This is a genomic window from Aphanizomenon sp. UHCC 0183, assembly GCF_009712065.1.
Taxonomy (GTDB): Bacteria; Cyanobacteriota; Cyanobacteriia; order Cyanobacteriales; family Nostocaceae; genus Dolichospermum; species Dolichospermum heterosporum.
On sequence record NZ_VILC01000023.1, the window covers coordinates 35,850 to 55,487 of the forward strand.

Below are 19,638 nucleotides of genomic sequence, written 5' to 3' on the forward strand. Positions count from 1 at the left end.
TATACAGTAGGACTATCTCTCCCAGAAGCGATCTCCGAATGTATCAGCCATAACCCAACATTATCAAGGATTTTGTTGGGTTTCGCTATCGCTCAACCCAACCTACATTTCCTTAACTATTGCCTTGCTATAACGACAATTTTCAACGCCAACCTACTTAGCAATCCTATTTGATTTGTGAACATTGTAATAGCTAGATCCCCAACTTAGGGACTTCCAATTAAAAAAATCCCCAAAAGTTTCTTGTGGTGCGGGACGAATTGCCCGCTAATTACCAAGGACAGGCAGGATGCCCATCCCACAAAATTGGGTAATTTATTTTTTGGTGATCCCTTATCTAAGAGGGTGTTTGAAAAGTTATGGTTGATGTATCAAATATTTTTTACCCCACCCTAACCCTCCCCTTGTAAAGGGGAGGGAACTGGATTTTTATTGTTTCCCCCCTTTACAAGGGGAAAGGGGGGTAGCAATGTGATGAAAATTACGGAATAACACTTTTCAAACATCCTCTAAGAAGTCAGGGATTTTATTGTTCATAACTATACTAAAAACGGGTCTTAGCCTTACCATTAAAATCGCCAATAGTATTGATATAGAAAGATTTTTGCCGAGGCAAAAGTCTAGCAATCATCCGTCTTCAGTATAATTTAGGAGTGTCAATTCTGTACCTGTTCTCTATCTCATATTTTGCTTTTTCTCCGCTTTGGGATCACGATTGGCTACAGCGGCTAATTCCGCATCCATTAAGGTTTTTCCGGTGGCTGCTAGGTAAACATCATCTAAACTAGGACGAGATTGAGCGATGCCAAAAATTGGTAAATTGGCATGATTTAACGCCTGTTGAATCGTGATCAAAACGTCATTTTGCGGAGTAACTACTAAATTTAGAGAGTTACCTTGGGCGCTGTTGATGATGATTTCTTGAACAAAAGGTAAGGCTGCTAACAGGTTTTTGGCGGTTTCGGCTTCTTCTAGAGGTGAAAATTCACGGATTCTTAAGGTGATGCGATCGCCTCCTACCTGATCTTTTAACTGAGAAGGTGTACCATTAGCAATAACTAAACCTCTATCAATAATTGCCACCCTGTCAGCTAAAGCATCAACTTCTTCCAAATAATGACTGGTAATTACCACAGTAGTTCCCCCAGCCCGCAATTGCCGCAAGAAATCCCAGACTACAACCCGGCTTTCAATATCCAATCCTACCGTTGGTTCATCTAATACCAACACATCAGGCGCATGAAGTAAACCAGCCGCTAAATCTAGCCGTTTGCGTAAACCACCGGAATAAGTGCCAGTTTTTTTGTCTGCGTATTCTTGTAACCCCAGCAAATCCAAAATAGTATTAATTCGCTGTTTAATCAGCGCACCAGGAAGATGATACAGTGCCGCTTGTAATTGTAGTAACTCCCGTCCAGTTAGCACCTTATCTAAAGCTACTTCTTGGGCTACATAACCCAGTTTTTGCCTAGCCAATTTGGGGTGCTTTAAGACAGAAATGCCGGAAACCTCAATTTTCCCAGTATCAGGCGTTGTTAGCGTACATAAAGCCCGGAGAGTGGTCGTTTTCCCAGCCCCGTTGGGTCCAAGTAACCCAAAAATTTCTCCAGGTTGGACTTGAAAGGAAACATCCTGGACTGCAACTAGATTACCGTAGCTTTTTTTGAGATTTTCGATGAAAACAGCGGCAGTCATGACAGCTATAATCCTTAACTATACAATTCGCAACAATCTATCTGTTATTGTACAAGTTAGGCGATCGCTATGATGAGTTGAATATTTCATTTTCAGATAATTCTCAGTACAGATTTAGCCAAATGATAAATTATAGTTGCCGATAGCGTAGCGTGGCGTTAGCCATAAACTGTTCAAACACTTTATTACTGTACTGTTAACCCTATTTTTATTTTTTGACAATTCCTAACTTAAGAATGATTGTTATATTTATTACTCCTTATTGAGAATACATTTGAGCAATTTTTCTATCCAAAATCTATTTTTTTTGAGCCAAAGGTAATTTTTTACTCCTTTCTCATGAAGTAAATTCCGTAATAACCGATTGTGACAGTTAAGGGTGCGGAATGTGGGCTTTATCAGTTCTGGTTTTGGAGCAACATCAAACATGAGATCATAAGAATTATGAATAGTCATTAAATCTAAATTAAGTAGGTGAACACAATAAAACCAAACTGTGTAAAGAAACGTAAAATCGCCCAAACCCTCTTCACTCTTGCCTCTTGCCTCTTGCCTTTTGCCTTGCCATAACGACAATTTTCAACGCCAACCTACTTACTCATCCTCATCAAATTCATCAATTATTGGTTTTTGAGCAGCGTGTCTTACAAAAACAATCTGAACAGTATCATCTAAAATAGTAAAAAGAATCCGATAAATATTTCGTCCTTTCCCATAAATAATCTGTCGAATTTCTTGATCCAAAAAATCATTTTCAAATGCCAAAGAGCAACGAAAAGGCATTATCTCTAGTGATAAAATAACTTTATATAATCCCTCCAACCACTTTCTAGCCTGACGAGAAGAATCATTGCTAAACCAAAAATATGCTTCCTCTATTGCTTTTTGTGCTGCGGGTTGGATGACAACTTGATATTTTTGATTCATTAGTCAATATCTAACTTATCAAATAGTTCATTAAAAAAATCCTCTGCTTTTTTTCCCTTTCTTTCCTGCATCTGTTCCAAACCAAGTTTAATTCCCTTTAATGTTTCTACCAACTCAGCAGCATCTAAAAGTTCCTGGTAAGATTCGGCATCTTGAACAACTAATTCTGCTTTACCATTGACAGTTAGAACCAGAGGATGTTTTGTTTGCTTAATCCGCTGTAAAAACTCAGTCGTATTCCGTTTAAACTCTGTTAAAGAATGTATATCTTTTGAAAGATTGATCATGACTTAACATTTGATTAGCATTTAATTGAATGTTAATATATATTTGCTGTGTTTGTCAACAATCGTGAATTAAGTAGGTTAGCATTGAAAATCGTCGTTATGGCACTAGGCTTGAGGCACTCATGCAAAAGGCAAGAGTGAAGAGGGTTTGGGGGATTTTACTTTTCTTTACATAGATTGGTTTTATTGTGTTCACCTACTTAGGAACGCAAATTTAATAACCTGCAATTCTGATGTAACCTGGAATGGTGCGTTACGCTGTCGCTAACACACCCTACTTTTGCACCTTATTTAATTCACATTCCTTAGAAAAAATCAGGATAAGTAGGTTGGCGTTAAAAATTGTCGTTATGGCACTAGGCTTGAGGCACTCATGCAAGAGGCAAGAGTGAAGAGGGTTTGGGCGATTTTACTTTTCTTTAAGTAGTGAGACAGAATTAATTACACAATATTATTGCGTAAGCGTTGCGTGGCGTTAGCCATATGGAACGAAGTGAAATGAAGCAATTCCAAGGGTTGTGATTGCTTCCCTTCGCTCGCAATGACTGTAAATATTTTTGTCCAATTACTTATAATAAACGATAGGGACAAGGTCATCCCTATCGTTATTGTTGATACTTCAGCTATACAGTACGTCTATCACCTCGACTTAGTTGTTAAAAGATCAACAACTACCAGCCCAAGTTATCCATTTATGGGATAAACCTATATGCAAAATTTCTCCAGTTCTCTCCAATTCCGTGATAATTGTTGTTGTTAAATCAACGCCCATTAATTCGGCTTCATTGACATTACTATCAATTAAATTGGCATGATGGAGATTAGCACCTGTAAAGTCAGCACCACTCATTTCTGCTTGGTTGAGATTTGCGCCGACTAAGTTTGCTGAAGTTAAATTTGCAGTTCGCAAATCAGCACCACTCAGGTTAGTTTTTCTGAGGTTGACTCTAGTTAAATCAGCACCAATTAAGTTAACTTCACTTAGGTTGGCATTTTCTAAATTTGCTCTACTTAAATCAGCATTAGTGAGATTGGCTCTACTGAGGTTACACCCACTCAAATTTGCTTGAGTAAGATCCGCTCCGCTTAAATCTGCTGCTTCTAAATTTATGCCTCTCAAATCGGCACGTCTTAACATAGCTTGGTGCAGATTTATTCCTGGGAAATTCTTTTCTCCTGATTTATAAGAATTCAGAAGTTTTTGAGTATCCATATTTCCACCTCATTGTGTCTACAGGTGAGTTATTACACTTCCCAAACCACAGACAATTACTTGAGATTCTAGCGATCGCACTTTTAGGTGACATACTCCACACACTCCCTTATGCCTTGCGGCACGCTTGCGCGAACAGGTGAGTGTGGGCTTCTCGGCGACTCTTCTATGAAGACATTAACCGAGCTTTAAAGCCCTATGCCCTAGGGACTTTTTGAGATAATTTTTAACTTTTGTGATAGGCTGCTTTTGGTGCATTTAATTGAGTTACACCTACTATTGAAAATTATATCAAATATTTGAAAAAAAATCAAGAAAGTGTTCATTCCGCACTTCGTGCCGCTGCGCTAACATCGCCCAACAACACTGATTAAGCTGCGCTTAATTTTGCTCGTTGGGCAATTCGTCACTTACGCATATTCATCTCATCACCTCCCTATCGGGTAGGTGAGAGGCTTCTACTGTTTAAGCTAAAAACATGGAACTATACTTAATCCGTCATGGTATCGCCGAAGAACATCAACCGCAACTAAAAGACGAAGAACGACAACTCACCCCAGAAGGACGACAAAAAACCGAGAAAGTCGCTCAAAGATTAGCAAAGCTAGAATTACACTTTGATCTCATTCTTACCAGTCCCCTAGTTCGCGCTTATCAAACAGCAGAAATACTCATTGCGGCTGGATTGAGTTCCCAGTTAGAAACATCAGATCATCTGAGCTTTGATGGTAATATTCAAAATTGGTGGCAAGAATGGCTTCAACCCAGAAAATATCCCCAAAAAACCAAACTAGCATTAGTCGGTCATGAGCCTAGTTTAAGCCATTGGGCAGAAATTCTGCTGTGGGGAGAAGCAAAAGAGAGCCTCATCCTCAAAAAAGCAGGTATGATGGGAATAAAACTACCAGATGATGGTTCAGCTTGGGGTCGTAGTCAACTGTTTTGGTTAACATCACCCAAGTACCTGCTGTAATAGTTGTTACATCTGCAACTATTGTGGTGAAAATAGTCTCTAGTAGGTTAGTGTGAGCAGATATTTTACAAAGTAAATGGTGTTGCCATGACGGTATGCGAATACAAGCCTGGTTTAGAAGGCATTCCCGCAGCCCAGTCGAGCATTAGTTATGTAGACGGGCAGAAAGGAATTCTAGAATATCGTGGTATCAGGATTGAGGAATTAGCCGAGAAAAGTACATTCCTAGAAACTGCATATCTGTTAATTTGGGGTGAATTACCAAATCAAGAAGAACTAAAAGCATTTGAGCATGAAGTTCTCTTCCACAGGCGCATCAAATACCGCATTCGGGACATGATGAAATGCTTCCCTGAAAGTGGTCATCCAATGGATGCACTTCAAGCCTCGGCTGCTGCTTTAGGTTTATTCTATTCTCGTCGGGATTTACATAATCCTGTCTATATTCGGACTGCTGCCGTCCGGTTAATCGCTACTATTCCCACGATGGTAGCAGCATTCCAGTTAATGCGGCAAGGTAATGACCCCGTTAAACCCAGGGATGATTTAAACTATGCGGCTAACTTCCTGTATATGCTCAATGAGAAAGAGCCTGACCCCCTAGCCGCCAAAATATTTGATATCTGCCTAATACTTCATGTTGAGCATACAATGAATGCTTCAACATTTAGTGCTAGAGTCACAGCTTCTACATTGACTGATCCTTATGCAGTAGTCGCCAGTGCCGTCGGTACTTTAGGCGGTCCATTGCATGGTGGAGCGAATGAAGAAGTAATTCAGATGTTAGAAGACATCGGTTCTGTAGAAAATGTTGTCCCCTATGTAGATGATCTTCTCAAACGCAAAGCTAAAATTATGGGCTTTGGTCATCGTGTCTACAAAGTCAAAGATCCCCGCGCTACAATCTTACAAGGCTTGGCAGAGCAATTGTTTGAGAAGTTTGGCTATGACGAATACTATGAAATTGCCGTAGAAATGGAACGGGTAGTTTCAGAAAAACTGGGTGGTAAAGGGATTTATCCTAATGTTGACTTTTATTCCGGCTTGGTGTATAGGAAAATGGGAATCCCTACAGACTTGTTTACACCAGTATTTGCGATCGCCCGTGTAGCCGGTTGGTTAGCACACTGGAAAGAACAACTGGTAGAAAACCGGATTTTCCGTCCCACTCAAATTTACAATGGTCGTCACGAAATCGCCTACACTCCGATTGACCAACGTTAACTGACAAACTACTCAACTGTAGATTTGGGATGTTCAATTCAAGTCCTCCAATGGACAGATTGATAACCGTCACATCTTCCATTGAGGCTTGTATTCCAAAATCACAACCCGCTAAAATTGGCAAACTTACAACAGCACCGAGTTTGGGAAAACCGTTACCACCTGAGTTCGGTGTTAGGAGTTCGGAGTTTCTCCTTCGGAGACGCTACGCGAACAGAGTTATGATTTTTTCAACGAGATCATAAGGGTTTGAGACTCATATTTGGGGCAGTTTTCCAGAAATTATCTTATCTTATGTCGAACTCAGGTGTTACCAACCCGGAAGCGGCTAATTTGCCCTACCTGATGACTATTAAGTCATCAATCATCAATTCCTAATCCCAACCATAAGTAGAAGTTGTCTTGTAGAGTCTGATGGGGAAAACCATCCAAGGATATACTAAACTCATGAATTAGCCCAAGTATTGAAGGGAATAAACTTCAATCGGGCATCATCTCAGCAGAGCAGGGATTGAACTTAAAGCTGAAGCACAAAAGATGAAAGTTGAAACAACTAATTTTATCTTGGACAGTTCATCAGAACGTTGACTTAAAGAGCAGCAAACATGAATCCAGGAATTGACCTCCAAGGAACTTTTATTCAATCTGTCAAAGACTTGGGCGTACCCCCTGGTGCGGCCAAAGCTCTATGGATGCCATTACCAATGGTATTGATGCTAATTGGGGCTACAGTAGGCGTACTAGTTGCCACATGGCTAGAACGGAAAATTTCTGCGGCAGCACAGCAACGGATTGGTCCTGAATACCAAGGACCATTTGGATTACTAGTGCCTGTAGCCGATGGTTTGAAGCTGGTATTTAAAGAAGATATCATCCCCGCCAAGGCAGATACTTGGCTATTTACCATCGGTCCAATTATTGTCGTCTTACCAGTATTTCTGTCTTATTTAATTGTGCCATTTGGACAGAATATCATCATTGCTAACGTCGGCATGGGCGTGTTCTTGTGGATTGCACTATCTAGTATTCAGCCCATTGGTTTATTAATGGCAGGTTATGCCTCTAATAATAAATACGCCTTATTGGGAGGTTTACGGGCAGCAGCACAGTCCATCAGCTATGAAATTCCCTTAGCATTGAGTGTACTAGCGATCGCCATGATGTCCAATAGTCTTAGTACCGTTGACATCGTTAATCAGCAATCTAACTTTGGCATTCTCGGCTGGAATATTTGGCGACAACCATTAGGTTTCGTGATCTTTTGGATAGCCGCCCTAGCGGAATGCGAGCGCCTACCCTTTGACTTACCAGAAGCCGAAGAAGAACTAGTTGCCGGGTATCAGACCGAATACTCAGGCATGAAATTCGCCCTCTTTTACCTCAGTTCTTACATTAACCTTGTCCTTTCTGCCCTATTAGTAGCAATTTTATACCTTGGTGGTTGGCATTGTCCTATACCCTTGGAGATGATCACTGGTTGGTTAGGAGTCAGCGAAAGTGACCCAGCCATTCAGGTAGTCACAGCGGTGATAGGCATTACCATGACCGTGATTAAAGCCTACTTACTAGTATTTTTTGCCATCCTCATTCGTTGGACAGTACCACGGGTACGGATTGACCAATTGCTAGACTTAGGATGGAAATTTCTCTTACCAATAGGCTTGGTAAATCTCCTATTAACCGCAGCCTTCAAACTAGCCTTTCCCTTCGCCTTCGGTGGGTAAGGCAATTTTAGATTTTAGATTTTGGATTGAATCTGAAATCTAAAATCCAAAATCCAAAATCCAAAATTGTAAAGAGAGAGACACAAAAATGCTTAAATTCCTTAAACAAGTTGGTGATTACGCCAAAGAAGCAGTCCAAGCAGGTCGTTATATTGGTCAAGGATTATCTGTTACTTTTGACCACATGAGACGGCGACCTGTTACCGTTCAATATCCCTACGAAAAATTGATTCCTGGGGAAAGATTTCGCGGTCGCATTCACTATGAATTTGACAAGTGTATTGCTTGTGAAGTCTGTGTGCGTGTTTGTCCCATTAATCTTCCTGTCGTTGACTGGGAAATGGACAAAGGCACTAAAAAGAAAAAGCTCAAACACTACAGTATTGATTTTGGAGTTTGTATCTTCTGTGGTAACTGTGTGGAATACTGTCCCACCAACTGTTTATCCATGACAGAAGAATATGAACTAGCCACTTATGATCGCCATGAACTTAATTACGATAGTGTAGCCCTGGGACGATTACCCTATAAAGTTACAAACGATCCAATGGTGACACCACTGCGCGAACTTGTTTACCTACCTAAAGGCGTAATGGACCCTCACGGAGTCCCCGCCGATGCCCCCCGTGCAGGTTCTCGTCCAGAAGACCTAGTAGTCTGTCAACCCGAAAATGACGGGTGAAGGCAAGCAGGGGGAGAAGAGAGGTGGGGGAGGTTGGGGAGGTGGGGGAGGTAGGGGAGGTAGGGGAGGTGGGGGAGGTTGGGGAGGTGGGGGGGGGAGGGGAGGGAAGAAGAGAAGTTTTTTCCGATTATTACCCGTCAAAATAAATTTGACGAACTACTAGTAGAAACAGAAAAATAATTAGTTATTAGTCATTAGTCATTAGTCATTAGCAAAGATAATTTACAACTGACAACTGACAACTGACAACCAACAACTGACAACTAACAACTGACTAAGGACAGAAAACAGTGAATCTAGCAGAAGGAGTACAGTCTGTATCACTTGGCATTCTTGGTGTAATGATGATTGGGACAGCGCTCGGTGTAGTGTTATTCTCTAACATTGTTTATTCCGCCTTTTTGCTGGGAGGTGTATTCATCAGCATGGCGGGAATGTACCTATTGCTAAATGGTGATTTTGTCGCATCAGCACAAATACTAATTTATGTTGGTGCTATTAACGTTTTAATTCTGTTCGCCATCATGTTGGTAAACAAAAGACAGGATTTTTCACCATTACCTAGTGCTGGATTAAGAAAAGTATTTACAGCTATAGTCAGTTTTGGACTATTTGCGCTTTTAAGTACAATGGTATTAGCTACACCTTGGGCTTATACAATTAATCCCGTAGTTAATCAAAATTCCATCGTTGTCATTGGTGAGCATTTCTTCAGTGACTTTTTGCTACCCTTTGAATTAGCTTCCGTCCTCTTGCTAATTGCGATGGTAGGCGCAATTATTTTGGCGCGTCGGGAATATCTCCCTGACCAAGTACCAACCACTGAACTACAACAAACAATTTTAACCCTACCAGAACGTCCCAAAGAACTCATCTCCACTGGTAGCACCACTACAAATGCCGAATAGCAACTGGAAAGAGATATCAAGGTTAAAAAACTTCTGTCTTTTGCCTTTTAACTCTTGCCTCTTGCCTTTTGCCTCTTGCCTATTCCTTGACAACTGACAATCATGCAACTCCAATACTTTTTATTACTAGCCGCAGCTTTGTTTTGCATTGGGATTTATGGCTTAATTACCAGTCGGAACGCAGTGCGGGTACTCATGTCAATTGAGTTATTGCTAAATGCCGTTAATCTAAATTTAATGGCATTTTCCAACTTCCTGGATTCAACCTTAATTAAGGGTCAGGTTTTTACCGTTTTCGTGATTACCGTAGCAGCAGCAGAAGCAGCAGTAGGTTTAGCGATCGTTCTGACTATTTATCGCAACCGCGATACCGTTGATATGGAGCAGTTTAATCTTCTGAAGTGGTAATAGTTAGTGCAACTCAAGCAGGTAATCATTGCTTATAAAGCCCGAGATCCCCAGAGTCAACGCTGGGCTGAACTCTGTGCTAAACAACTAGAAAATCGTCATTGCCAAGTATTGATGGGACCTAGTGGACCAAAAGATAACCCCTATCCGGTTTTTTTGGCCTCTGCTAATCAACCAATTGATTTAGCTTTGGTACTCGGTGGTGATGGTACTGTCTTAACCGGCGCTAGGCATTTAGCTCCAGCCGGCATTCCCATTCTCGGAGTCAATGTAGGCGGACATTTGGGGTTTTTAACCGAGTCAGTAGATGAGTTTCAAGATCCAGAAATAGTTTGGGACAGGCTGTTAGAAGATCGTTATGCTATCCAACGGCGGATGATGTTACAAGCAGCGGTATATGAAGGAACTGGCTCAAATTTAGAACCCGTAACTGAAAGTTACTTGGCTTTAAATGAGTTTTGTGTCAAACCCGCTTCTGCTGACAGAATGATTACCTCAATTCTAGAAATGGAAATTGATGGTGAAATAGTAGATCAATATGTGGGAGATGGGTTAATTATCTCTACTCCCACAGGTTCTACTGGTTATACTGTTTCTGCCAGCGGACCAATTATCCATGATGGGATGGAAGCAATTACCATCACTCCCATTTGTCCCATGAGTCTTTCTAGTCGTCCTCTGGTTTTACCCCCCGGTTCGGTGATCAGTATTTGGCCTTTGGGCGATTATGATTTAAGCACCAAACTCTGGATGGATGGTGTTTTATCTACTTCTATTTGGCCAGGACATCGTGTTGATGTGCGAATGGCTGATTGTCGCGCTAAGTTTATTGTCTTACGGGCAAATAATTCATATTATCAAACATTGCGGGAGAAGTTACTGTGGGCGGGAACAAGAGTTCGTTACAACAATAATCACCGCAATTGATGTTTATGTTTATTTTCTAAACTTTCACCCTCACGCTTGTAATCCTCAATCAATTTTCGCCCCCAATTGCAATTTATTTGGGGGTTTTTTATGTCTACTCTTAGAGGGTGTTTGAAAAGTATTATACTCAAAAGGGCTTGATTGTTTGATTCTTAACGTAAAACATCTATCCCGCAAAGAACTTAAGTCGTCTCGTTCCCAGTCTCTGACTGGGAATGAATTCTAGAAGGCTCTGCCTTCAATGATATTAGAGGCAGAGCCTCATCAACTGCATTCCTAGTCAGAGACTAGGAAAGAGATGTGGTAGGGATTTGAGCTTAAGTTGACACATATCAACACTGCTAAACCCCTTGTAAAGGGGGGAAACAATAAAAATCCAGTTCCCTCCCCTTTATAAGGGCAGGGTTAGGGAGGGGTAAAACAATGTACACAGAAAATGCAAAAAATCGTCTAATTAGATACAATTTATGAACATTAGAAGAAGTTTTGGAGAATAACATGGTCTTATTAAAAGGCTTTGAGATTGAGATATACACTGGCACACCTCAAGGTGACATTGTGGGACTATCGGACAAGATTGTTACAAATTTAGATGGATTTATGCGTGAACCGGATAGCCGGAATGTGGAGTACATAACTCAACCATCTATCAATTATGACAGTTTATTGTGTGCTTTGTTGCGACCCAGAAAGACGTTGCGGAATTATCTCCAAGGTTTAGATAATTATACTTTGATACCAGGTAGTACATTATCTTTGCAAGGAAGCCAAAGCTTTTTGCGTTCTGACCCTACGAATCCCTATCATGATTACATTGAACAAACCTATGGCACAAAGGTAGTTACAGCCAGTGTCCATATCAATATTGGTATCAGTGACCCAGAAATATTAATGCGTGCCTGTCGGGTTATCAGAATGGAAGCACCTCTATTTTTAGCTATGAGTGCCTCTTCTCCTTTCCTGGATAGTAAAACCACAGGTTATCATTCCACTCGCTGGGGACTATTTCCCCAAACCCCTGATTATGTTCCCTTATTTGCTAGTCATGCTGATCATATTCAATGGGTAAATGAACAGTTGGCGGCTGGAACAATGCAAAATGTCCGGCATTTGTGGACATCAGTACGTCCCAATGGCGATCGCCGACCTTATGATCTAAATCGCTTAGAATTGCGAATTTGTGACTTAGTTACAGATCCTATTGCCTTGTTAGCCATGACAGCAATGCTGGAAGCGCGGTTAATCCAAATTATTGATAACCCCAGTATTGATCCTTTAACTCAAAGTCCATTTTCTCCCGAAGAACTCATTACCTTAACCAGAAGCAACGAAATGGCTGCTGCTACTGACAGTCTGGATGCAAAATTACAGCGATGGCAAGATGGTAGTAGTATCCTGGCTAGAGATTGGATAACACAAATCTATCAAGAAGTTTGGAGTATCGCCAAACAACAGGGCTTTAGTTGTTTCTTATCCCCTTTACAAAAAATCCTGCGAGAAGGCAACGAAGCTCAACAATGGTTACAACTGCATAAGATAGGCGTTGATACTCAGCGTGTAATTGCTCAAGCTATTATTGCTACCCAAGAACGGGAAACCGAACTAGAAAGCAAACTATGTTCATCTGTGAGGTAATAGGGGCAAGAGGCAAGAGGCAAGAGGCAAGAGGCAAAAGGCAAAAGGCAAGAGGCAAGAGGCAAGAGGCAAAAGGCAAAAGGCAAAAGGCAAGAGGCAAGAGGTAATAGGCAAGAGGCAAGAGGCAAGAGGCAAGAGGCAATTTTTTAAAGTCGAGAACATTCTTCCTGATTCCTACTCCTTCTTTCCCTCCTGACTCCCGACTCCTGCTGAATGATTTAAAAAAATAATCACAGGGAAATACTTCGTACATATTAAAAAAAACTATATATCGCCTCTACATTTTGGTAGATTTTTAGACAGTAAGAAATTTCCTAATATACAATTTAGAGCTGAGAAAGATGCCCCAGATAGTTTTAGTCAACCCACAAATTCCTCCTAATACTGGCAATATTGCCCGGACTTGTGCTGCTACAGGTACGGAATTACATCTAGTTGGTCCATTAGGATTTGAAATTAGCGATCGCTATCTCAAACGAGCCGGGTTAGATTATTGGCCTTACGTTAAATTCCATTATCATAATTCCATAGAAACATTTCAAAACGTACATAAACAACGTGGAGGTAGATGCTTAGGTTTTAGCGTTCGTGGTAATTTTAACTACATTAATTTTGAATTTCAACCGGATGACTGGCTACTCTTTGGCAGTGAAACAGCAGGATTACCAGAGACTATTCTTTCCACTTGTGACTCCACCTTATATATTCCCATGGATGAACCTGGCGTGAGGAGCTTGAACCTATCAGTCAGCGTTGCCATAGGTTTATTTGAATGTCGTCGTCAGTTAGGCTATTTACAATAATTCATATTCACCAACAGAAATTTAGGATTAACTGTGATAGAAACATATTTATCAGCATCAATCATGCCAACACCTTTGAAAATAATGTTGCGTAAAATACATAAGCAAAAAGTTAATCATGGTAAATACTGATAAAATCTGCTAACATGACATAAGAAATTTGTATAGATACTTTCAGGGTGATCTAACCAACAAGGATAGATTTTAGTTAATTCTCAACTTATGACTCAAAAAAGCAGAAAATCTCCAACACCTTGACTCTTAATGAATCGGACAATATTGTATCCAGAAATACAACAAAATCATGCAAAAATCGCGGATGTTGTATACGGTTGTTTTTTAGGGAAGAATAAAAGTAGAATCTCGTATTGATAAAACGGATTTAGTCAAAAAATCTTGAAAACGTCTACAGCGGGATCATTGCTATTGTAGAAATTGTCCCAGATCATGAGCTAACGAAGACAATAAACCTAGCCAAGTTATGATATTTGTTTAGTTCTGTGTTTTTGCAGCAAAATGACTGAGGATGACTCTCAACAGTGAAAATTTCTAGGTTGTGAGGAGTGACTTAGACAAGACAGCACCAAAAACTTTAGGGTTTACAAAAGTGTGGAACTTGTTTAAATCAGAGAAGCACGTTAATCTTGCGTAAGTGTCTCTGGTGAATGTGATCTTGATGTATGGTTTAATGTGATATCAATCATGGATTAATATCCAAACTTAAAAATCAAGATTCAGTTAAACGCTAGTGATCATTAGGAGGTCGTCTTTGAAACGAGCATTGAAAAAAAGAGATAAGGCTGTGTTGAACAATACCCCCAGCGGCGATGATGCCCCGGTAGAGCAAACAAATTATGAGATCAATCCCAAAATGACTCGCCGGGCGCGGACTCATCGGGCAGCCATGATTGGCTTGGCAATATCCATGGGAGCAACCAGCCTTTTGGTGACTCGACAAAGCGATCAAGCCCAAGCAGCGGCTCCTGTTGGCAGTCAAAAAGCAGCTTCAACAAATCCATCTGTTGCTGAGACTGAGATGAAATTTGCCGCCACTAAACTGGAAGCCCCAACCGTATCACCCACAGGTGGGTTAGGCAATCCAGTGATATTGGAACCAACAGTAGTCTCACAAGTACCTGGGCTTGAAGCTAAATGGCAAATTGCAACCAACAGCACAGCCGTCGAAGGCACTGCATCCAACGTAATTTCCCCAGCCAAATCAGTTAACAGAAATTCTGTCCACTCACAATTAGCGCCGGGAGTAAGCTATAGCCCAATTCAGGCGACATTACCAACAAATAACCAACAGCCTGAGACAGCATCAAAGTTGTCTACAGTGGAAGAGGTTACTGGCAGTACCCAAAATTTGTCAGCAGGCGAGTTAGCCGGCGGTAATGTTGATGCCCAATTAAAAGCACAGCAGGAATTTGCCCTGAATCGCTTACAGGAAAAATCAACCCGCTTAAGAAATAGTTTGGCAAACTTACGGTCTGAACAAACTCAAGATTTATTAAAAACTGGTATTCAAGAAGTACAGCCAACCACTGTAGCTAATAGATCCGTACCAGAACAATCGGAGAACTTGACTGATTTCCAACAATCCGATCTGATTTCTCGGTTGAAACAGAACAAAGAAACAAGTGCGACGATACAGCAAATACCTGTTCCTGCATCAGCTTCAACAAAAGTTGTTGCACAATTGTCTCCTTCAACGTATCAAGTGAAGCCTGGAGACACCTTAGCGGAAATTGCTAACAGTTATGGTACTTCAGTTTCTGAGCTAGTTAGAACTAACAACCTGAGTGATCCTAATCAACTGCAAATTAATCAAAGGTTAATTATTCCTGCCGACAAGATATTAGAAGCCTCCAGCCAGGTAGATAATTCTTCTTTAAATAACCCTAGTTTTAACCCTAGATCATTTGTTGCCAACAATACCAGTGTAACAATTCCTGCCCCAAAAATAAATGAGCAGGTAGAAGGGATTGAAACTCCGGCTATCAATAGCGTGGCTATCCCAGTCCCAGTGGTGACACAAGAGCAAGAACAGACTAATTATCCTACTATTGCTAACCAAATTAATGTTCCTGCACCAATAGTCCCAGATAGCCAAGGGCAGCCGACTATTCCTATTGTTATTCCCAAAGCCTTACCTACTCCCAGTAACTCTTACGGCTTAGGCGGTGATGCTCCATTACCAAGAGCTTTTTCCCAAAAGCAGGGTTCACAAAAACCCGTGCAAAAGGTATCTAAAGCCAAAGGTAATGAACGTATCCGTAGCTTGCAAGCAGAAATTGAGAGATTGCGTTATAAATACCGCGCTCAACAATCTGGTGTAGCTGTTACAGCCCCTGAAAACAATATTCAGTCTGTACCTGTTGCTATTGAATCATCTAATAACTTCACAGTATCTCAAGCGAATGCCATCCAGATTGCCGTACCTCAAGCAATATTGCCCAGCTACAGCAATCAACCGCTTAAGACTCTGGTAACAGCATCCGCTCCCACCAACGAGCCAATTAACCCAGAATTTCTGCCTAGCAAAACTGGCGCTAGATGGAATTCTCCCCCCAAATCATCTGGCATTAAGTTAACAGTACCTCCTGCTCGTACTAGTGCCTCTGACTCTTTAGGAAAATTGCGAGGAACTTCTGTTTCTCCCGCTTTACCACCTATAGCCGCAGTGGATATCCACTTGCCTCAGACCACTGAAGACAATCCCAGTTTCCCAGCTAATTCTTCCACCACAGGCTACATTTGGCCTGCTAAGGGAGTTCTGACATCTGGTTATGGCTGGCGCTGGGGAAGAATGCACAGGGGGATTGATATTGCTAACTCAACCGGCACACCTATTTATGCTTCATCTGCTGGTGTAGTGGAGAAAGCTGGCTGGAACAGCGGTGGTTACGGTAACGTTGTGGATATCCGTCATGATGATGGTAGCCTGACTCGCTATGGACATAACAGCCGAATTTTGGTGCAATCTGGTCAAAGAGTGCAACAAGGTCAGCCAATCGCGGCTATGGGTAGCACCGGTTTCAGCACTGGACCTCATAGTCACTTTGAAGTTCATCCATCTGGTAAAGGCGCTGTTAACCCAATCGCTTTCTTACCCAATCGCATTTAATTTCCGCTTCTTGGAAATTTAGTGATTCTTTGGTTAATTGAGGGAGGTGAACTCCCTCTCTTTATTTTGAAAGTAAAAATTTGGAAATTGATAGTTGTCAAATGCAAATTGGTATGCTATCTTAATATAAGTTGATAAAACAACGTGGCTCAGTAGCTCAGTTGGTTAGAGTACGGGACTCATAAGCCTGGGGTCGTCAGTTCAAATCTGACCTGAGCCATTTCCAAACTATAACATTTCATCCAATAGTCTTTTGTTGTTGATATAATTGCTTAAACAGAGCTTGCTGTTGTTTATGATCAACAATTGGCTGGGGATAATTTGTTCCATAATAATCTAACGGGGGAATTTTCCCAGTTACCAAGTATTCTGGAGATACATAACGCAATTCAGGTATCCACTGACGAATATATTCTGCTTCGGCATCAAATTTTTGGGTTTGACTGGCAGGGTTAAAAATCCGTAATGGTTGAGGGTCCATACCACTAGAAGCGCTCCATTGCCAGCCTCCATTATTAGCAGATAAATCACCATCAATGAGTTTCTGCATAAAATATTTTTCTCCCCATTGGGGGTTAATAATTAGATCTTTAGTCAAAAAACTGGCAACAATCATTCTACATCTGTTGTGCATCCAGCCAGTTTCATTTAATTGACGCATGGCGGCATCTACTATAGGATAACCTGTTTTCCCTTCACACCAAGCTTGAAAATACTTTTCGTTATTTTGCCAAGGGAAGGTTTTAAAAGTGTCTCTATATGCACCCTTAGCTAGTTCTGGAAAATGGTACATAGCGTGTTGATAAAATTCCCGCCATGCTAATTCCTTTTGCCATGTTTGGATACTGGCATTTACTTCTTCACTGTTACTATTTGCCAGTGCTTCTATCGTAGTTTGCCAAATAGTTCTCATACCAATGACACCAAACTTCAAAGCGGCACTTAATTGAGATGTACCATCAATTGCCGGGAAATTCCGCTGTTCTTGGTATTCATTAATAGCAGATTTGGCAAAATTATCTAATTTTTCTTGCGCTGCTAATTCTCCGGGAGAAATTATTAATTCTGCATCCCAAATAAAACCTAAATCTGCGGCAGAAGGTAAATTAATAGTTCCTGTGAGTTGAGAAATTTCTTGTTCTTCCGCTGTTAAATTTTCCAGATTTGCTAAAGTTTTAACTGGTTTAGCTTTAGATTTAGTAATCCAATTTTTCCAGAAAGGAGTATAAACAGTATAGGGAGTTTTTGCACCGCTAAAAATTTCTGTTGGTGAATGCAATAACTGATCCCAATTGTCGTTAAGAAATTCAATTCCTTGAGTTTTCAAAGCCTCAATTACTGCTAAATCTCGTGTTTGGGAATAGGGTTCAACATCCCAATTCCAAAATACGGCTTTTGCTTTTAATGCTGTTGCTAATTTGGGAATTGCAATCACAGGATCATTTTGCAAAATTAATAATTGACTACCTGCTTGCTGATATCTTTCCTGAAGAGATTGCAAACAGCCAATCATATATTCTACCCTAACGGGGGCAATATCATCACTTTGGAGAATTTGGGGATCTAGACAAAATACACCTACAATCTTCGCACTTTTTTCTCTAGCCGCAGCTAGTCCTGTATGATCAGAAATGCGTAGATCTCGACGATGCCAAAACAGAATTAAATCAGACATTGAATATTAATATAGTTCTGATGTACTAAATTATAGTATACCAATTTTATGTGAAGCTGCCCAGAATAATTATCATCCGTATTTATCTGCGTTTATCCGCGTTCATCTGCGTTCAATTATTCTTAAAATCTTAATTCACGCAGCTTCACTTTAAATTAGTATCACACCAAACTTGCACAACCCGACCTGTAACTTCTTGACCAAACCAAGGAGTATTATAAGCAAGTGTCTGGAGATTTGCCTTGTTTATATGCCAAGTTTGCAACGGATTAAATAAAGTTAATTCGGCTATTTCCCCGGCTTGAATGGCTTTAACTTCTTGTTGCAAACAAGCTGCTGGTTGATGACTCAAAACGCGCCATAATTCTGAAGCTGTAAATTCTCCAGTGGTGACGAGATTTTGCCAAAGTAAGGGTAATGCTAATTCTAAACCAATTGCCCCCGGTGGTGATTCCCCAAAGGCTTGAACTTTTTCTTCATAAGTATAAGGTGCGTGATCAATAGCGATCGCATCTATGATCCCAGTTCGCACAGCATCCCGTAAGCATAACATATCTTGGTGGTTTCCCAAGGGCGGATCTAAATGTAAGGATGTGTGATAGCTTCTAATAGCTGTTGTATCTAATAAAATGTGCATCCAGGTGGTACTAGCGGTAATGGGAAGACCTTGAGCTTTAGCTTTAGCAATTAATTCTACACTACGAGCAGTAGAAACACGCATAATATGAACTGGTGTACCAATATCCGCGACTAATTCTAATAAAGCGGCAATTGCTGTTGTTTCCGCACTAACTGGAATGGGAGATAAACCTATTCGCAAGGCTTCTGCACCGTCTCTGATTTTACCATTAGCGGCCAAATGGCGATCGCAAGGCCAAAAAGCCACAGGTTTACCAAAGGGTTGAAGATACTCCAAAATCCGTCTGACTATCCCCAAATTCTCCCAAGGTTTAGCATCAGTAAAACCCACAACCCCCGCTGCGGCTAAATCTGCTACCTCTGTTAATTGTTTACCTGCTAGATCTAAGGTAATTGCTCCCCAGATATGCAAATGGGGAGAAGCTTTTCCTCTATCTCTCTGTTGCTGTAACTGTGCTACTAAAGCAGGTTTATCAATGGGTGGTGATGTATCTGGTAAAACACCCACTCTAGTAAAACCACCCGCTTTAGCAGCTTGTAAGAAAGAACTTAAAGTTTCTCGTTCTTCAAATCCAGGTTCGCCTGAATGACTATATAAATCAACTAATCCAGCACCAAGAATTAAACCTTGACAATCACGAATAGAAGTATCGGCACTAAAATCTGTAATTTGCGGAGCGACAGCTTGGATATAGCCATCAATAATTAATACATCTGCTACGGTATCAGTTTTCTGAACAGGATCAATTACTCTTACTTGTTTTAATAGTTCTTTAGTCATTGGTCATTAG

Annotated in this window: 16 protein-coding genes and 1 tRNA gene; 11 read left to right on the forward strand and 6 right to left on the reverse strand. The window is 40.8% G+C overall.

What is annotated here, in order from left to right; translation table 11 throughout:
* Window positions 1–675: 675 nt before the first annotated feature.
* The 4 genes from FJR37_RS10420 to FJR37_RS10435 all read right to left on the reverse strand — a co-directional run bounded on the left by FJR37_RS10420 (window position 676) and on the right by FJR37_RS10435 (window position 4,122).
* Window positions 676–1,695, reverse strand: coding sequence for a daunorubicin resistance protein DrrA family ABC transporter ATP-binding protein (locus FJR37_RS10420; RefSeq protein ID WP_039203532.1), 1,020 nt, complete (start codon window positions 1,693–1,695; stop codon window positions 676–678).
* 594 nt (window positions 1,696–2,289) lie between these two features.
* Window positions 2,290–2,622 carry a type II toxin-antitoxin system RelE/ParE family toxin gene (locus FJR37_RS10425; protein ID WP_039203533.1) on the reverse strand — a complete coding sequence of 111 codons (333 nt, stop codon included), beginning with the start codon at window positions 2,620–2,622 and terminating at the stop codon, window positions 2,290–2,292.
* Window positions 2,622–2,909 (reverse strand): type II toxin-antitoxin system Phd/YefM family antitoxin, encoded by a 288-nt coding sequence (locus FJR37_RS10430; protein WP_039203534.1) that lies wholly within the window; start codon window positions 2,907–2,909, stop codon window positions 2,622–2,624. The genes FJR37_RS10425 and FJR37_RS10430 overlap by 1 nt, the downstream gene beginning before the upstream one ends.
* 664 nt (window positions 2,910–3,573) lie before the next feature.
* On the reverse strand, window positions 3,574–4,122 hold the full coding sequence (locus tag FJR37_RS10435) for a pentapeptide repeat-containing protein (RefSeq protein ID WP_039203537.1): 549 nt from the start codon (window positions 4,120–4,122) through the stop codon (window positions 3,574–3,576).
* A gap of 478 nt (window positions 4,123–4,600) precedes the next feature.
* Between FJR37_RS10435 and sixA the strand changes: the two genes are divergently transcribed.
* The 11 genes from sixA to FJR37_RS10490 all read left to right on the forward strand — a co-directional run bounded on the left by sixA (window position 4,601) and on the right by FJR37_RS10490 (window position 16,753).
* Window positions 4,601–5,095, forward strand: coding sequence for a phosphohistidine phosphatase SixA (gene sixA / locus FJR37_RS10440; protein ID WP_039203539.1), 495 nt, complete (start codon window positions 4,601–4,603; stop codon window positions 5,093–5,095).
* A gap of 87 nt (window positions 5,096–5,182) precedes the next feature.
* Window positions 5,183–6,319 (forward strand): citrate synthase, encoded by a 1,137-nt coding sequence (locus tag FJR37_RS10445; RefSeq protein WP_039203540.1) that lies wholly within the window; start codon window positions 5,183–5,185, stop codon window positions 6,317–6,319.
* A 605-nt stretch (window positions 6,320–6,924) separates the two neighbouring features.
* A complete protein-coding gene (nuoH, locus tag FJR37_RS10450; protein WP_039203541.1) occupies window positions 6,925–8,043 on the forward strand; it encodes an NADH-quinone oxidoreductase subunit NuoH in 1,119 nt (372 codons plus the stop codon).
* 88 nt (window positions 8,044–8,131) lie between these two features.
* Complete coding sequence (ndhI, locus tag FJR37_RS10455) at window positions 8,132–8,725, forward strand: NAD(P)H-quinone oxidoreductase subunit I (protein ID WP_027402454.1); 594 nt, start codon at window positions 8,132–8,134, stop codon at window positions 8,723–8,725.
* Window positions 8,726–9,015: 290 nt separating this feature from the next.
* The gene (locus tag FJR37_RS10460) at window positions 9,016–9,633 is read left to right on the forward strand and encodes an NADH-quinone oxidoreductase subunit J (protein ID WP_039200070.1); all 618 of its coding nucleotides are present in this window, start codon (window positions 9,016–9,018) and stop codon (window positions 9,631–9,633) included.
* Window positions 9,634–9,735: 102 nt separating this feature from the next.
* Window positions 9,736–10,041: an NADH-quinone oxidoreductase subunit NuoK gene (gene nuoK, locus FJR37_RS10465; protein WP_015080280.1), complete on the forward strand. Its 306-nt coding sequence runs from the start codon at window positions 9,736–9,738 to the stop codon at window positions 10,039–10,041.
* Window positions 10,042–10,047: 6 nt separating this feature from the next.
* Window positions 10,048–10,968, forward strand: a complete 921-nt coding sequence (locus FJR37_RS10470; RefSeq protein ID WP_039200064.1) for an NAD(+) kinase — start codon at window positions 10,048–10,050, stop codon at window positions 10,966–10,968.
* Window positions 10,969–11,466: 498 nt separating this feature from the next.
* Window positions 11,467–12,603: a glutamate--cysteine ligase gene (gshA, locus tag FJR37_RS10475; protein ID WP_168465978.1), complete on the forward strand. Its 1,137-nt coding sequence runs from the start codon at window positions 11,467–11,469 to the stop codon at window positions 12,601–12,603.
* Window positions 12,604–12,944: 341 nt separating this feature from the next.
* On the forward strand, window positions 12,945–13,406 hold the full coding sequence (locus FJR37_RS10480) for a tRNA (cytidine(34)-2'-O)-methyltransferase (RefSeq protein WP_039200046.1): 462 nt from the start codon (window positions 12,945–12,947) through the stop codon (window positions 13,404–13,406).
* 769 nt (window positions 13,407–14,175) lie between these two features.
* Window positions 14,176–16,533 carry a peptidoglycan DD-metalloendopeptidase family protein gene (locus FJR37_RS10485; RefSeq protein WP_168465979.1) on the forward strand — a complete coding sequence of 786 codons (2,358 nt, stop codon included), beginning with the start codon at window positions 14,176–14,178 and terminating at the stop codon, window positions 16,531–16,533.
* A 146-nt stretch (window positions 16,534–16,679) separates the two neighbouring features.
* Window positions 16,680–16,753, forward strand: a tRNA-Met gene (locus FJR37_RS10490).
* A gap of 18 nt (window positions 16,754–16,771) precedes the next feature.
* Here the strand turns inward: FJR37_RS10490 and FJR37_RS10495 are convergent.
* Both FJR37_RS10495 and FJR37_RS10500 read right to left on the reverse strand, forming a co-directional pair.
* Window positions 16,772–18,208: an FAD-binding domain-containing protein gene (locus FJR37_RS10495; RefSeq protein ID WP_168465980.1), complete on the reverse strand. Its 1,437-nt coding sequence runs from the start codon at window positions 18,206–18,208 to the stop codon at window positions 16,772–16,774.
* A gap of 145 nt (window positions 18,209–18,353) precedes the next feature.
* A complete protein-coding gene (locus FJR37_RS10500; RefSeq protein WP_168465981.1) occupies window positions 18,354–19,628 on the reverse strand; it encodes a dihydroorotase in 1,275 nt (424 codons plus the stop codon).
* Window positions 19,629–19,638 lie beyond the last annotated feature (10 nt).

Bases quoted from the DNA above. Each gene is read 5' to 3' on its own strand.
- FJR37_RS10420 (WP_039203532.1), bottom strand. From the start codon at position 1,695: ATGACTGCCGCTGTTTTCATCGAAAATCTCAAAAAAAGCTACGGTAAT.
- FJR37_RS10425 (WP_039203533.1), bottom strand. From the start codon at position 2,622: ATGAATCAAAAATATCAAGTTGTCATCCAACCCGCAGCACAAAAAGCA.
- FJR37_RS10430 (WP_039203534.1), bottom strand. From the start codon at position 2,909: ATGATCAATCTTTCAAAAGATATACATTCTTTAACAGAGTTTAAACGG.
- FJR37_RS10435 (WP_039203537.1), bottom strand. From the start codon at position 4,122: ATGGATACTCAAAAACTTCTGAATTCTTATAAATCAGGAGAAAAGAAT.
- sixA (WP_039203539.1), top strand. From the start codon at position 4,601: ATGGAACTATACTTAATCCGTCATGGTATCGCCGAAGAACATCAACCG.
- FJR37_RS10445 (WP_039203540.1), top strand. From the start codon at position 5,183: ATGACGGTATGCGAATACAAGCCTGGTTTAGAAGGCATTCCCGCAGCC.
- nuoH (WP_039203541.1), top strand. From the start codon at position 6,925: ATGAATCCAGGAATTGACCTCCAAGGAACTTTTATTCAATCTGTCAAA.
- ndhI (WP_027402454.1), top strand. From the start codon at position 8,132: ATGCTTAAATTCCTTAAACAAGTTGGTGATTACGCCAAAGAAGCAGTC.
- nuoK (WP_015080280.1), top strand. From the start codon at position 9,736: ATGCAACTCCAATACTTTTTATTACTAGCCGCAGCTTTGTTTTGCATT.
- gshA (WP_168465978.1), top strand. From the start codon at position 11,467: ATGGTCTTATTAAAAGGCTTTGAGATTGAGATATACACTGGCACACCT.
- FJR37_RS10480 (WP_039200046.1), top strand. From the start codon at position 12,945: ATGCCCCAGATAGTTTTAGTCAACCCACAAATTCCTCCTAATACTGGC.
- FJR37_RS10495 (WP_168465980.1), bottom strand. From the start codon at position 18,208: ATGTCTGATTTAATTCTGTTTTGGCATCGTCGAGATCTACGCATTTCT.
- FJR37_RS10500 (WP_168465981.1), bottom strand. From the start codon at position 19,628: ATGACTAAAGAACTATTAAAACAAGTAAGAGTAATTGATCCTGTTCAG.